The following is a 13,931-nucleotide window of genomic DNA, read 5'->3' as shown; positions in this document are numbered from 1 at the left end:
ATTGTCGCGTCCGCGGTGCGCCCACCGCCCCTTCTCGAACTCGACGAGACGACCGGGCGCGCCAGGGAGGAGCCGCGTGGCTCACGGAATCTCTTCGTCGCGCCGTCGGGGATGGCGGCCGGGCACGTTTGTGATCGCCGCGCTGGCCATCGTGCTCTCAACGGTCCTCGCCGCCCTTCCCGCTTCCGCCGCGCAGCCGGCGGTCGCGTGGCAAGGTGCACAGGCATCCGTGAACGCTGCGGTGGATGCCGGCGCAGCGGTGAGCGATGCATTCGCTCCCACCGTGACCGCGGACCCGCTTCCGACGGTGCAGATCGACGGGGTCGTCTGGACGCAGGCCATCGTGGGCGACTGGGTGTACGCCGCAGGCCGGTTCAGCAGCGCACGACCGGCGGGCGCGGCTCCGGGAACCGGAGAGACTCCGCGCGCGAATCTGCTGCGCTACCGGCTGACCACGGGTGAGCTGGATCCGGGCTTCGACGTTCCGGTCAACGGCGCCGTCTACGCGCTGACCGCGTCGCCCGACGGGCGCACGCTGTACTTGGGCGGGGCGTTCACGCAGGTGGGCACGCAGCCGCGCTACCGGGTCGCTGCGCTCGACACCGCGAGTGGCGCCGTCTCACCGCTCAGCATCGGCGCCAATGCGACGGTGTACGGCCTGGCCGCAACCGCGGACACGCTCTATCTGACGGGCGGATTCAGCACGATCAACAACAAGCCGCACGCCCGGGTCGGTGCCGCCAGCACGCTGACGGGCAAGGTGCTCCCCTTCGATGCGACCCTCACCGGCGACGGAGTGGGCCGGAGCATCGCCGTCTCCCCCGACCGTTCGAAGATCGTCGTCGGCGGCAGCTTCGAGGCCGCGAACGGTTCGACCAACCCGGGGCGCGGCATCGCTGCGCTGGACGCGTCGACGGGTGCCACGGTGCCGTGGGCGATGAACTCCCTCATCCACAATGCCGGATCCGCAGCGGGTTTCATGGGGGTGACCTCCGATGAGACCAGCGTCTACGGCACGACGTACTCGTTCGACGGCGGAGGAATGGAGGGTACCTTCCGTGCGGCCTGGACGGACGGCAGCATCATCACGATGGAGGACTGCCACGGCGATGTGTACGACGTGGCGCTGAGCGACGGACTCATGTACCGCGCGGGTCACACGCACGCCTGCGCCACTGTTCCGGGAGGCTTCCCGGATGAGGACCCGCTCTTCCACACCCATGCGCTCGCCTTCTCGATGAACGCCAGCGGACGCACCCTGACCGCCAACCAGGTGCCCACGTACCTCTCCTACGAGGGACAGCCGGCACCGACCCTGCGACACTGGTACCCGACCTTCACGCCCGGGTCCTTCACCGGGCAGGAGCAGGCGACGTGGAGCGTCGCGGCCGGTGACGGGTATGTGGTGTACGGCGGCGAGTTCCCGGCCGTGCAGGGCACGCCGCAGCAGGGGCTGGTCCGGTTCGCGAGCTCACGGGTCGCCCCGAACAAGCAGGGCCCGGTCGTCACCGGCGGGGCCTACGGCGTCCACGCTGCCAGCGCGTTGCGGGGCGAGGTGGTCCTCACCTGGACGAGCAACTATGACCCGGACGACGCATCGCTCACCTACGCGGTCGAGCGCCGCGGGGAGTCCGCGCCGCTGTTCACCACCTCGGCCGCCTCCACCCGCTGGAACCGTCCGGTGCTCAGCTACCGCGATCAGGGCCGCCCGGCCGGATCCGTGCAGGAGTACCGGGTCGTCGTCAGCGATGTCCACGGCAACAGCACCGCGAGCGACTGGACCGCGATCACCGTCAGCAGCACCGACAGCACCGAGCAGAACGTCATCGCAGCCGACGGATTCAGCCGGACGGAGTCGACCGGCTGGGGCGTGGCCGCCATCGGCGGACGCTGGCTCACGAGCGGTGGAGCGGGTGAGTTCAGCATGGCCGACAGCACGGCGAACATCGCGCTGGCGCCCGGTCAGACGCGCGGCGCGCTGCTGGATTCGGTACAGACCAGCGACAGCATCACGCGGGTGCGCGTCAGCGTCGACCGGGCCTCCGAGGGTGGCGTCGTCAGTGCCAACGTCCACGCCCGGGTGGTCGGCTCTGCCGGGTACTCGGCTCGGGTGCGGTTCGAGCCCGGCGGCGTCGTGCGGCTGTACCTGCTACAGGGCGAGACGCTTCTGGGCGGTAAGAGCGTTGTCCTCACCGGCTACACGCCGGGCACCGATGTGCTCGTCGCGGTGAGTGCGCGGGGTACCGCACCGACACAGCTGGGCGCGAAGGTCTGGGCCGCTGACGCCGCGGAACCGTCCCAGTGGCAGATCACCGCCACCGACACCACCCCCGCGCTCCAGGCAGCCGGTGCCATTGGCCTCGGAGGCTCCTCCAGTTCGCTGTCGACCGTCCCGGTAACCACCGTGCGCTTCGATGACTACTCGGTCACCGATGGCCGCCCGCTCGGATCGCCGAACGGGAACACCGCACCGCGAGCCGCGTTCAGCAGCAGCACCGACGCTCTGACCGCGTCCTTCGATGCCGCGGCCTCCACCGATGCGGAGGGTGCCATCCGGCAGTACCTGTGGGACTTCGGGGACGGCACGAGCGGATCGGGATCGACGGCTCAGCACACCTATGCGCAACCGGGGCAGTACACCGTGACGCTGACGGTGACCGACGCCGCCGGTGCGACCAACGCGGTCTCCCAGTTGGTGTCCGTCCTTGCGGACCCCCCGGCGGAGATCATCGCCCGCGACGACTTCGCCCGGACGGCGTCCGCATCGTGGGGTTCCGCCGTCGTCGGCGGCCCCTGGCTGCTGCGGGGAGGCGACGGTGACTTCTCGGCGAACGGTGATGCCGGACGGATCGAACTGAGGCCCTCGTGGACGAGAACAGCGACACTGACGCAGGCGACCTCCGCTTCCACGACCGTCGAGACCATGTTCTCCGCCGATGCGGTGCCCACGGGCGCCGGCGCGGTGTCCCTCAGTGTGATCGGGCGCCAGACGACGGCCGGCAGCTACCAGGCGCGGGTGCGCATCGAGGCGGGTGGCATGGTGCGGCTGTATCTCCTGCGCGATGAGGTGTCCATCGCCGGCTCCGGGTTCGTCCTGCCCGGCACATATCGAGCGGGCGAGGCTCTCCATGTGCGCCTGCGGGTGTCAGGCGGTGGCCCCACAGCCGCGGCGGCGAAGCTCTGGCGCGACGGGTCGTCGGAGCCGGCCGACTGGCAGCTCAGCGGCAGCGACGGCACCGACGGCATGCAGACCGCCGGATGGGTGGGCCTGAAGGGAACCCTGTCCGCGTCGACCACGGCGCCACGCATCGTCCTGAGCATCAGCGACTTCCAGGCGACCGGCGCCGCACGCTGAGGCCTTGGAGGGGGACTTCATCGGGCGCGGGCGTGCAACGCCGCCAGCACCCGATGAGGGGCACCGGCCTCAGAGGAGTCGGGGGAACAACTCCGCCGGATCCACACGCGGACCGGTGAAGAACGGGATCTCCTCCCGCACGTGGCGGCGGGCGCCCGTCGCACGCAGCTCGCGCATGAGGTCGACGATGCGCACGAGTTCGTCTGCTTCGAACGACAGCAGCCACTCGTAGTCGCCCAGGCCGAAGGCCGCGACGGTGTTGGCGAGCACATCGCCGTAATCCCGCGCGGCCGCGCCGTGCTCGCGCAGCAGTCCTGCCCGCTCGGCGTCGGGCAGGAGGTACCACTCGTACGAGCGGACGAACGGGTACAGACAGATGTACCCGCGGGGGGCATCCCCGGCGAGGAAGGCGGGCACGTGTCCGCGGTTGAACTCGGCTGTGCGGTGCACGCCCACCACCGACCACACGGGGTCAAGCGCGCCGCCGGCGGCATCGATGACTGCGCGATACGCAGCCTGCAGGTTCTCCACCGTCGGACCGTGCCACCAGACGAGCACCTCGGCGTCCGCGCGGAAGCCGGAGACGTCGTAGGTGCCGCGCAGCGTCACGTCGTCCGCAGACGACTCCAGCGCGCGCACCACATCGGCGGCGGTGCCGTCGCCGGAACGGGTGGCGGTGAAGGCCGCGTACATCGTGAACACCGTGGAAGCGTTGACGGCGTCGGCCACCGCCGAGTGATCGACCACGGGGCGGGTGGGGGTGGTGTTTTCGCTCATGCTGTCTCCTCTGTCTCAGTCTTCACCGTCGCCGTCACGGCGACGCCGGTCCCGCGCCGGGCGTGACAGCCGGCCGGGATGCCGACGGTGGCGGGGACGAGATCCTCGCCGCGCTCTGCTGAGGTCGAGCACCCCTCAACCTATCATCAGATGAAGCTCTTCATCTGATGATCCACCCGTCCTTCAGTCACCCTGTAGGTGTGGTTGAATCACGGGAGGAGGTCCCCATGTCACAGCCGTCCGGCAGCGCTCTGGCGCGCCAGACCCTCGCACGCCTGAAAGCGCGGATCTCGTCTGGCGAGTGGCCCGTGGGTTCTCGGATCCCCACCGAACCCGAGCTGATCGAAGAGCTGAACGTCGGCCGATCGACGGTGCGTGAGGCGGTGCGCTCGCTCGCCACGCTCGGCATGGTCGAGACCCTGACCGCGCGCGGCACGTTCGTGCGTTCACTGACGCCCGCACCCTCCCTGTTGCTCGATGCGCTGGCGGCCTACCACCCGGCCGAGCTCGTCGGAATCCGCCGTGCACTGGACGTCGAAGCAGCACAGACGGCGGCCGCGAACTGGACCGCTCCCCTGCTGGAGACGATGGAGTCGACCATCGCCGCGGAGATGGAGACGGTGCGCGAAGGCACCGGATCGGTGCGGTGCTCCCTGTTCCACGGAGTGATCGCGCAGGCCTCAGGCAATCGGCTGCTCTTCGACCTCGTGCAGAACCTCTCGATGGCGCTGGATTCGTCCGGGCTCGGCGACCGGATCGCGGGCGACGTGGATCCCGTGGTGATGCTGGCCGATCATGACCGGCTGCTGACGGCGATCCGTGCGCGCGATGTCGCTGCGGCGGCGCACCTGATGGCGCTGCACGTCGACACACAGCTGCGCACCCTGCAGGAGTCACCGGTGATGACCGAGCTGGCCTCGCTGCGTTCTGAGGACTGACTCCCTTTCACAGCGCGCACATGGCCCCTATCCGCGCGGGATAGGGGCCATGTGCGCGCAATGAAGCGCTATCAGTTGCCGTAGACGCCGAACGTCAGCAGACCCAGCGCACCGCTGATGCCGCCGCTCAGCAGACCGATGACGAAGAAGATGCCGGTGACGATCCAGGCGACCTTGCGGTTCTCCAGGTAGCCGGCCAGCGGGGCGCCCTGCTTGTCGCGCTGCGACCCGGCGAGCGTGATGATGAGATCGATGATCCACCACAGGCCGAGACCGCCGATGGTGATCAGCTTGAGGATTCCGGTGCCGATCTTTCCGAGGTAGAAGCGGTCGATACCGAGACCACCGAGCAGCCACGAGAGCAGCCAGGTGACGACGAAGGACTTCTGGCCGGGGTGTTGAGGGGCAGACATGAGGTGTCCGATCAGGTGTGGGCCCCGAGGCTGTGCGCGGGCCCGTGGCAGGTGCACAGCACCCGCGAGTGTACAGCCCCGGCGAGACGGTTCATAGCACGACGGGCCCCTCCGGCAGCGGAGGGGCCCGTCGTCCGGCGAACGCGGCTCAGGCGAAGACGGCGTGCACCGACTTCTCGCCGAGCGCGGCACGTCCGCCGAGACCCTCGATCTCCAGCAGCACCGCCGTACCGGCGACGATGCCGCCCAGCTGCTCGACCACACCGTGCGCTGCATGCAGGGTGCCGCCCGTGGCGAGGACATCGTCGACGACGAGCACGCGTGCACCGGCGGGGATGTCCGCGCCCACCTCGATGGTCGCGGTGCCGTACTCCAGGTCGTAGGTCACCTGCGCGGCGGGCTGCGGCGTCTTGCCCGCCTTGCGGATCGGCAGCACTCCGGTTCCCGCGATGGCCGCGGCGGCCCCGGCGAGCACGAAGCCTCGCGCCTCGACACCCGCGACCAGATCGAACTGCCCAGCGAAGGGTTCGATCAGCGCGTCGATCGTGGTCCGGAACGCTCGCGCGTCCGCGAGAAGCGGAGCGATGTCACGGAAGAGGATTCCCGGCTGGGGGAAGTCCTGCGTGAGGCGGATGAGGGAGAACGCGCGGTCCAGTTCGACGGAAGTCACGTGCAACCACGATACTCGCTGCACCTGAGAAGCGCGCCCGGATGTGCCGCCGTGACGATCATCGTCATCGAATCGATTCGAAGTCTGGGAGCGGCGACCCTCGCATTCCGGGGTACGTGCACTACGGTGGTGCGCATGAGCACCTCGCCCGAGCACGCCGCCACCGGTTCCGAGTGGTGGCGCACCGCCGTCATCTACCAGATCTATCCGCGCTCCTTCGCCGATGCTTCGGGCGATGGCATCGGCGACCTGCCCGGCATCGAGAGCCGCATGGACGCGCTTGCCCAGCTCGGCGTCGATGCCCTCTGGCTCAGCCCGTTCATGGTGAGCCCGCAGCGCGATGCCGGCTACGACGTCGCGGACTACCGTGACGTCGACCCGCTGTTCGGCTCGCTCGCCGACTTCGACGCGATGCTCGCGGCCGCCCACGAGCGCGGCATCAAGCTCATCGTCGACCTCGTCCCAAACCACTCCTCCTCCGACCATGCCTGGTTCCAGGCCGCACTGGCCGCAGGCCCCGGCTCGATTGAGCGCGCGCGATACATCTTCCGGGACGGAAAGGGGGAGAACGGCGAGCTTCCGCCGAACAACTGGGAGTCGGTGTTCGGCGGTCGCGCCTGGACCCGGGTCACCGAGGCCGACGGCACCCCCGGCCAGTGGTACCTCCACATCTTCGACAGCAGCCAGCCCGACTTCGACTGGAGCAACGAGGAGGTGCGCGAGGAGTTCCGCAGCGTGCTCCGCTTCTGGCTCGACCGCGGCGCCGACGGCTTCCGGGTCGATGTGGCGCACGGCCTCGTGAAGGCCGAGGGACTTCCGGACTACACCCCGCCGGCGGACGGCGACTCGATGGGCGGTCACGAACCGGTGCCGTACTGGGGCCAGGAGGGCGTTCACGAGATCTACCGGGACTGGCACAACGTCCTCGCGGAGTACGAGGGCGACCGCGTGCTGTGCGCGGAGGCGTGGCTGCCCACGCTCGACGAGACCGCACTGTGGGTGCGAAGCGATGAGATGCACCAGGCGTTCAACTTCCTCTACATGTACGCGGGCTGGAACGCCGACGCACAGCGCGAGGTGATCACCGAGTCGCTGCGTGCGTTCAACAGTGTCGGCGCCCCCTCCACCTGGGTGCTGTCCAACCACGACGTGGTCCGTCACGCCACCCGCCTCGCCGTCGAGTTCGAGAACGCACAGGGTGCAGGCATCGGCCCGAACACGCCCGGTCCCCGCCCGGATGCGGCGCTGGGCCTTCGTCGTGCACGCGCGGCCACGACACTGATGCTGGCGCTCCCCGGCTCCGCGTACCTCTACCAGGGCGAGGAGCTCGGCCTCCCCGAGGTGATCGACCTCCCCGACGAGGCTCGTCAGGACCCGTCGTTCTTCCGCACGAACGGCGAGCGATACGGCCGCGACGGGTGCCGCGTGCCGATCCCGTGGGAGCCGGACGCCCCCGCGTTCGGTTTCAGCACGACGGGCGAGAGCTGGCTCCCCCAGCCCGCGGAGTTCGCCGAGTACGCCCGCTCCGTCGAGGAGAAGGACGACGCCTCCACGCTCGAGCTCTACAAGAACCTGCTGACCGAACGCCGCGCGCACGGCCTCGGGTCCGGCACGCTCACGTGGAAGGAGACCGGCAGCGCCACGCTGCTGTCGCTCACCAACGCCGACGTCGAGGTGGTCGTGAACTTCGGCGCGGATGAGCTGCTCGTCGACGCCGCGCGGGTGATCCTCTCCTCCGAGCCCCTCCTGGTGACCGCGGAGAACCAGGCGAAGGTCCCCACCGACGTCACGGTCTGGCTCCACGCCTGACCTGATGCGAAGCGCCCGTCCGTTGCGGGAACGGACGGGCGCTTCGTGCGTGCGTGCGACCTCTTACGCGGGCCGTGTGGAGTCGCGCACGACGAGCTCGGGCTCCAGGCGGGTGACGCCGCCCCTCGCCGCCCCCGTGGACACGATGCCGAGCGCGAGCTCCAGGGCCACACGTCCGGTCTCCTCCAGCGGCTGGCGCACGGTGGTGAGATCGAGGGCCTGGGCCAGATCTCCGTCGTCGTAGCCGACCACCGACAGCGAACGCAGGTGGGGCTCCGCCCGCAACGTCCCGAGCACGGACGCCGCCAGCTGATCATGGCCCGCGACGATGGCTGTGCAGCCGTCGGCAGCGGCCCGCCGCACGGCTTCGGACACATCCGAACCGGACGCCGCCGGGTAGGCGCGCACGTGGCCGTGCTGGGCCAGCCCCTCGGCGCGGAGCATGCCGGATGACACATAGGCGGGCGAGACCTGGACATCGTGGACGAAGCCGAAGCTGCGGTGTCCGAGGCCGGCGAGATGCGTGCCGATGAGATCGCCGCCGCGACGGTCGTCCACCAGCACCACCGGTCCGTCCACGGCGGTGCGCCCTGTGGGCACGACGTCTACGTGGACCACGGGGACGCGGGCGGTACGACTGGCGCGGCGGGCGGCCCCGCCCAGCGGCACACCCATCAGGACGAGACCCGCGGCATCGGTGCGCACGGGCAGGGTCTCCAGGAGCGGGGATGCGGCACTGGCCGCGGAATCGATGTCGTACGGGATGATGTCGGCCGCGGCGGAGCGCGCTCGCAGCAGCATTCCCGACAGCCGTCGCAGGTACGACGGATGCGCGGTGAACGGTGCAGCCACCGCGATGCGGGTGGCTCCGATCCGGCGACCGGGGGTCATCCGGTAGCCGAGTTCGGTGGCCGCCGCGACGATCCGCTCCCGCGTGGCGGGTGAGACGCGGTGCGGCGCATTCACCACGAGCGACACCGTGGAGATGCTGACGCCCGCCCGCTCGGCCACGTCGTAGATGGTCACCCGCCCCGGATTCCCGCGCATGAGGCTCCTCGATTCGATGATTCATCGAAGTTCTTCGATGAATCACAATCGTTCCACACGAAGGAGTACCCATGCCGAAGCGATCATTTCGACGACCCGCGGTGGACACCGCCGTCACCGCGTTCGAGCGCCGCATCGCACCACTGCTGGAGCGGGAGCCGCGAAGCGCGGCGGGCCGGCGCCGCGTGGCGCAGGAGAACGACGCGAGGATGTGTGACGCGCTCGACATCGCGATCCTCGACGTGGCCACCGAGGAGCACGTCGTACCGGTGGCCGATCACCCGGATGTGCGCGTTCGCGTCTACTGGCCGAGCGCACTCCGTGCCGAACCCGGGGCCGATCTGCCGATCCTGCTGTACTTCTACGGCGGGGGATTCACCATCGGCGGCATCGACTGGGTCTCGTGGGACGCCCGGTTCCGCGAGCGCGCCCGCGACGCGGGAGTGATCATCGTCGCGGCCGACTACTCGCGTGCCCCGGAGGTGCGCTTCCCGGCACAGCCGGAGCAGTGCTGGAGCGCGCTGGAATGGGTTCACGAGCATGCCGGCGAGCTGGGGGGCTCGCCGGCACGGATCGCCGTGGGCGGCGGATCCTCCGGGGGCAACCTCGCCGCTGTGACGACGCTCCTCAACCGCGAGCGCAACAATCGCCCGATCCGGCTCCAGCTCCTGGAGAACCCGGTGGTGGATCTCACGATGGGTCACGCCGACATGGCGGGACTCACCGCGGCGATTCCCGGTGTGATCGTCCGGCGCGTGGGCCGCCGGCTGGTGCGGCAGTATCTCGGCGGCAGGCCAGGGGCGGCGCGCAGCCCGCTCGCGTCACCGATCCTGGCGCGTTCACACACGGGGCTGCCCGCGGCGTGGATCTGCACGTCCGAGCTGGACCCGCTCCGCGGTGACGGTGAGGCATACGCCCGCGCGCTCTCCGCTGCCGGGGTGCCGGTGAGCGTGGTGCGCTACGTGGGACAGACGCACACCTCACTCGGCTGGAACCGCTTCATCCCCGCGGCCGCGGAGGCGCATCGTGCGGTCATCGCTCGCCTGCGCACCCTGCACGACGACGCACCGGAACCCTCGGCGGACGCGGCATGAGCCCCGAACCTGAGCCCCGGGATCAGGTCGGTTTCGACCCCGCCGTGCTGAGTCTCGATCCGGTGATCGCCGAGTGCGCCGGGCGCATCGCCGCTCTGCGGGATGATCTCCCCGACCTGGCCTCGCCGGATGCGAGGCGCCGCCGCGTCGCCGCGTTCGCGCTGAGCGACGCGCTCGCCGCGGAGTTCACCGAGCCGATCCCGGCCGGGGTCGAGATCGACGACGTCACCGTTCACGGCGGCGAGGGATCGCTGCGGGCGCGCCGTTTCCGGCCCGTGGTGGGGCCCGAAGCCCGCCCCACGATCCTGTGGTGCCATGGCGGCGGCTTCGTCGGAGGCACCATCGATGAAACGCTCAACGACCGGCTGAGCGCAGCGCTGGCTCTGGCGTCGGGCGTGCAGATCCTCTCACTGGAGTACCGACTCGCCCCCGAACATCCCTATCCCGCCGCCGTCCACGACGCCGTGGCCGCGTTCCGGGACGCCGCGACACGCGCCGGCGAGCTGGGGATCGACGCGGCGAAACTCGGCATCGGCGGTAACTCCGCGGGAGCGGCGATCACCGCGGTGGCCGCACAACGCCTGCGCGATGAGGGCGTGAGCGTCCATCACCAGGCGCTCGAGGTGCTCCCCGCCAGCGCCGAACCGCTGGGGGAATCGTGGGAGCTGTACTCGACCGGTTTCGGCCTCGACGATGCGGAGCAGGTCGCTCGGCTCTACGTCGGGACGGCCGATCCCGAGGACGCCTTCCCGCTCCACGCCGATGACCTGCACGGACTCGCCCCGGCGCTCATCCTGGTGGCCGAGCACGATCCGCTCCGCGACGGCGCGCTCGCTTACGCCGCTGCCCTCCGCTCCGCCGGCGTCCCTGTCGTCGTTCGCGTGGGCGCCGGTCATCTCCACGGAACACCCGGACTGACCGCGCGCTGGGAGGCCGCGCGCGTCTGGCAGCGTCGCTTCGCGCACGAGCTCGCCACCGCCTACCTCACCCACCTTCCGCACCCGATCCCGAAAGGACGATGATGTCCGCGACCCCCGCACCACCCGTTCCCACAGCCCTCGGACCCGAGATTCCGGGTTCGAAGCAGCCGCGCTCCTTCCTCCCGCTGTTCGTGCTCAGCTGGTTCGGCATCAACCTGGTGCTGTCCACGCTCGGCAGCGCGGCGATCCCGAAGGCCTTCGCCTTCCTCGACGACGCGACCAAGGAGGTGAACCTGTCGATCACCACCGCCATCGGCGGCATCGTGGTGATCATCGTCACGCCGCTGTTCGGCAGACTGAGCGATCGGACCATGTCCCGCCTCGGGGTGCGGCGACCGTGGATCCTCGGTGGCGCGGTGATCGGCCTGATCGGAGTGTTCCTGCTGGCGGCCGCGACCGGCCTCTGGAGCATCGTGCTGGGCTGGGTGGTGGTCCAGATCGGCTTCGGCGCCACCAACGCCGCTGTCCACGCGCTGCTCGCCGACCAGATCCCGGGCCGGATCCGCGCGCGGGTTTCCGGCATCGCGGGAGCCGCGAACAGCCTCGCGCTGATCGTCGGGTCGCAGATCGTCGCGGCGCTGCCCAACGACCAGCGCTGGCTGTGGTTCGCCGTCCCCGGCATGCTCGGCGGCGTGCTGTCGGGACTGCTGTTCTTCGGGCTGCGTGACATCGTCCGCACCGAGCGACCGGCCCCCTGGCGCTGGAGCGATGTGCTCGGTACCTATTGGCTGAGCCCGCGCCGGTATCCCGACTTCTTCTGGGCGTTCCTGTGCCGGCTGTTCGTCACCATGTCGATCTTCTCCGTGGCCACCTACCTGCTCTTCTTCATCATGGATCGCCTGGGCGTTCCCAAGGAGGAGGCGTCTGCGGTGCAGGCGACGGGGCTCATCGTCTTCACCCTGTGCGGGCTGGTCACGACCGTGCTGTTCGGCTGGATCTCGGATCGCACGGGGCGTCGTAAGCCGGTGATCTGGATCTCCTGCCTGTTCTCGGTCGGCGGGCTCGTCATCGCGATGTTCGCGCCGGATCAAACCGTCTTCCTCATGGCGTTGGCGCTCGTCGGCGCCGCCCAGGGAGCGTACGTGTCGGTCGATGTGGCGCTGATGACCGAGGTGCTCCCCCACTTCCAGGACGCCGGTAAGGATCTGGGCATCGTGGCGCTGTCCTATCAGCTGCCGCAGTTCATCGTCCCGGTGCTGGCGGTTCCCACACTGGCGATCGGGGGCACCGGCTCGAACTACACCGCCCTCCTCGGTGCGGCGATCCTCTACGGCGTCATCGGCGGGCTGTGCGTGCTGCCGATCCGCTCGGTGCGCTGAGCCGCCCCATCCCCGAACACGACGATGCCCGCCCCGTCTCCGGGGCGGGCATCGTGGCGTTCGTGATCAGTACGCGCGGGCGACGATCGCGACCAGGTCGGTCTCGGGGTTGTGCGGGTCGGGCATGTTGCCGTCGCGGGTGCGCAGGCAGCGCACCGTGATGGCGTCCTTGTTCAGCTCCTTCTCGCCGGCCTCGCCGAGCACGGCCCAGTCGATGACGGCGAAGCCGGTCTGTGCCGCCTCACGCGCCTCCTCGATCGTGGACACGTGCTTCGTGCGCTCCTCGAGACGCTTCTGAGCTGCGGCGAACATGTCCGCCTGGATCTCGTCGAGAAGCGCGGGAAGACGCGTGGCCACGTCCGCGAGCGGAAGCTGCTGCTTTCCGCCCTGGTCGCGGCGGGCGAAGGTGATCTGCTCGGCGTCGAGGTCGCGGGGTCCCACCTCCACGCGGACCGGAACACCCTTGAGCTCCCACTCCGTAGCGCGCCGGCCGAAACCGGTCTGCGTGCGATCGTCCAGCTTTGCGCGCACGCCGGCCGCCGTGAGGTCGGCCACGATGGTGCGGGCGGCCTCGATGGTGCGCTCGTCGTCCTTCACGACGATCACCACCACCTGGTGCGGCGCGATACGCGGCGGGAGGATGAGACCGGCGTCGTCGCCGTGCGACATGATGAGCCCGCCCATCATGCGCGTGGACGAGCCCCATGACGTGGTCCAGGCAGTCTGCGCGACACCGTCGGTGTCGGAGAAGGTGATGCCGAACGCGTTGGCGAAGTTCTGCCCCAGCTCGTGCGAGGTGGCCATCTGCAGCGCCTTGCCGTCGCCCATCATGGCCTCGCAGGTCATGGTGTTGATGGCTCCCGCGAATCGTTCGGACGCGGTCTTGAAACCGGGCAGCACCGGGATCGCGAGCACGTTCTCCAGGAAGTCCTTGTACACGTCCAGGTGGATCCGGCGCGCGTAGTTCGCGGCGTCTTCACGCGTGGCGTGGGCGGTGTGGCCCTCCTGCCAGAGGAACTCCGTGGTGCGCAGGAAGACGCGCGGACGCATCTCCCACCGCACCACATTGGCCCACTGGTTCAGCAGCATGGGCAGATCGCGGTGCGACTGGATCCACTTGGCCATGACCTCGCCGAACAGCGTCTCGCTGGTGGGGCGGACGACGACGGGCTCGGTCAGCTCCTTGCCGCCGGCGTGGGTGACCACGGCGAGTTCGGGGCTGAAGCCCTCGACGTGCTCGGCTTCGCGCTCCAGGTAGGACTGCGGGATGAACAGTGGCAGGTAGACGTTCTCCGCACCGGTGGCCTTGATGCGCGCGTCCATCGCGGACTGCATTCCCTCCCACATCGCGTAGGAGTACGGTCGCATGACCATGGTGCCGCGCACCGGGCCGTTGTCCGCGAGCTGCGCCTTCTCGAGGATGTCCTGGTACCACTGGGGAAAGTCGTTCTCGATCGATGCGAGAATCTTCTGTCGTTCAGCCACGTACCCAGGGTACCGGTGTGCCGCCCGCGCCCCGCATTCGGATC

11 protein-coding genes are annotated in these 13,931 nt (G+C 69.7%); 6 read left to right on the top strand and 5 right to left on the bottom strand.

The genetic code is table 11. The annotated features are described in order from the left end of the window. Positions 1 to 76: 76 nt before the first annotated feature. Positions 77 to 3,355, top strand: a complete 3,279-nt coding sequence (locus ACIQJ5_RS12740; RefSeq protein WP_402844490.1) for a PKD domain-containing protein — start codon at positions 77 to 79, stop codon at positions 3,353 to 3,355. A gap of 69 nt (positions 3,356 to 3,424) precedes the next feature. Here ACIQJ5_RS12740 and hemQ read toward each other — a convergent pair whose 3' ends face one another. Then, positions 3,425 to 4,132: a hydrogen peroxide-dependent heme synthase gene (gene hemQ, locus ACIQJ5_RS12735; RefSeq protein WP_402844487.1), complete on the bottom strand. Its 708-nt coding sequence runs from the start codon at positions 4,130 to 4,132 to the stop codon at positions 3,425 to 3,427. A 227-nt stretch (positions 4,133 to 4,359) separates the two neighbouring features. Here hemQ and ACIQJ5_RS12730 point away from each other — a divergent pair, with 227 nt between their 5' ends. Continuing rightward, a complete protein-coding gene (locus ACIQJ5_RS12730; protein ID WP_231092944.1) occupies positions 4,360 to 5,070 on the top strand; it encodes a FadR/GntR family transcriptional regulator in 711 nt (236 codons plus the stop codon). Positions 5,071 to 5,141: 71 nt separating this feature from the next. Here ACIQJ5_RS12730 and ACIQJ5_RS12725 read toward each other — a convergent pair whose 3' ends face one another. Then, a complete protein-coding gene (locus ACIQJ5_RS12725; protein ID WP_231092945.1) occupies positions 5,142 to 5,483 on the bottom strand; it encodes an NINE protein in 342 nt (113 codons plus the stop codon). 148 nt (positions 5,484 to 5,631) lie between these two features. Next, positions 5,632 to 6,153: an adenine phosphoribosyltransferase gene (locus tag ACIQJ5_RS12720; protein ID WP_231092946.1), complete on the bottom strand. Its 522-nt coding sequence runs from the start codon at positions 6,151 to 6,153 to the stop codon at positions 5,632 to 5,634. Positions 6,154 to 6,288: 135 nt separating this feature from the next. On the opposite strand from ACIQJ5_RS12720, the gene ACIQJ5_RS12715 reads away from it, so the two are divergent. Beyond that, entirely contained in the window at positions 6,289 to 7,962 is a 1,674-nt protein-coding gene (locus tag ACIQJ5_RS12715) for a glycoside hydrolase family 13 protein (RefSeq protein WP_402844482.1), read from the top strand. Between the two features lie 63 nt (positions 7,963 to 8,025). Here ACIQJ5_RS12715 and ACIQJ5_RS12710 read toward each other — a convergent pair whose 3' ends face one another. Beyond that, positions 8,026 to 9,009: a LacI family DNA-binding transcriptional regulator gene (locus tag ACIQJ5_RS12710; RefSeq protein ID WP_402844479.1), complete on the bottom strand. Its 984-nt coding sequence runs from the start codon at positions 9,007 to 9,009 to the stop codon at positions 8,026 to 8,028. 71 nt (positions 9,010 to 9,080) lie between these two features. Between ACIQJ5_RS12710 and ACIQJ5_RS12705 the strand changes: the two genes are divergently transcribed. Genes ACIQJ5_RS12705 through ACIQJ5_RS12695 form a run of 3 tightly spaced genes read left to right on the top strand, consistent with a single transcriptional unit; the run spans position 9,081 to position 12,402 of the window. Continuing rightward, the gene (locus ACIQJ5_RS12705) at positions 9,081 to 10,103 is read left to right on the top strand and encodes an alpha/beta hydrolase (protein WP_402844476.1); all 1,023 of its coding nucleotides are present in this window, start codon (positions 9,081 to 9,083) and stop codon (positions 10,101 to 10,103) included. Continuing rightward, positions 10,100 to 11,125: an alpha/beta hydrolase gene (locus ACIQJ5_RS12700; protein ID WP_402844474.1), complete on the top strand. Its 1,026-nt coding sequence runs from the start codon at positions 10,100 to 10,102 to the stop codon at positions 11,123 to 11,125. The genes ACIQJ5_RS12705 and ACIQJ5_RS12700 overlap by 4 nt, the downstream gene beginning before the upstream one ends. Further along, positions 11,125 to 12,402 carry an MFS transporter gene (locus ACIQJ5_RS12695; protein ID WP_231092951.1) on the top strand — a complete coding sequence of 426 codons (1,278 nt, stop codon included), beginning with the start codon at positions 11,125 to 11,127 and terminating at the stop codon, positions 12,400 to 12,402. Before ACIQJ5_RS12700 ends, ACIQJ5_RS12695 begins: the two co-directional genes overlap by 1 nt. Positions 12,403 to 12,468: 66 nt before the next feature. Here ACIQJ5_RS12695 and proS read toward each other — a convergent pair whose 3' ends face one another. Then, positions 12,469 to 13,887, bottom strand: a complete 1,419-nt coding sequence (gene proS / locus ACIQJ5_RS12690) for a proline--tRNA ligase (RefSeq protein WP_231092952.1) — start codon at positions 13,885 to 13,887, stop codon at positions 12,469 to 12,471. Positions 13,888 to 13,931: the final 44 nt, after the last annotated feature.

Origin of the sequence: Microbacterium sp. GXS0129, assembly GCF_044769785.1 — a bacterium.
In the GTDB taxonomy this organism is placed as follows: Bacteria; Actinomycetota; Actinomycetes; order Actinomycetales; family Microbacteriaceae; genus Microbacterium; species Microbacterium nymphoidis.
This window is presented reverse-complemented; position numbering and strand designations above follow the sequence as displayed.

Coding starts and splice junctions, on each gene's coding strand:
- ACIQJ5_RS12705 (WP_402844476.1), top strand. CDS start 9,081: ATGCCGAAGCGATCATTTCGACGACCCGCGGTGGACACCGCCGTCACC.
- ACIQJ5_RS12695 (WP_231092951.1), top strand. CDS start 11,125: ATGTCCGCGACCCCCGCACCACCCGTTCCCACAGCCCTCGGACCCGAG.
- ACIQJ5_RS12710 (WP_402844479.1), bottom strand. CDS start 9,009: ATGCGCGGGAATCCGGGGCGGGTGACCATCTACGACGTGGCCGAGCGG.
- ACIQJ5_RS12715 (WP_402844482.1), top strand. CDS start 6,289: ATGAGCACCTCGCCCGAGCACGCCGCCACCGGTTCCGAGTGGTGGCGC.
- ACIQJ5_RS12730 (WP_231092944.1), top strand. CDS start 4,360: ATGTCACAGCCGTCCGGCAGCGCTCTGGCGCGCCAGACCCTCGCACGC.
- ACIQJ5_RS12725 (WP_231092945.1), bottom strand. CDS start 5,483: ATGTCTGCCCCTCAACACCCCGGCCAGAAGTCCTTCGTCGTCACCTGG.
- hemQ (WP_402844487.1), bottom strand. CDS start 4,132: ATGAGCGAAAACACCACCCCCACCCGCCCCGTGGTCGATCACTCGGCG.
- ACIQJ5_RS12700 (WP_402844474.1), top strand. CDS start 10,100: ATGAGCCCCGAACCTGAGCCCCGGGATCAGGTCGGTTTCGACCCCGCC.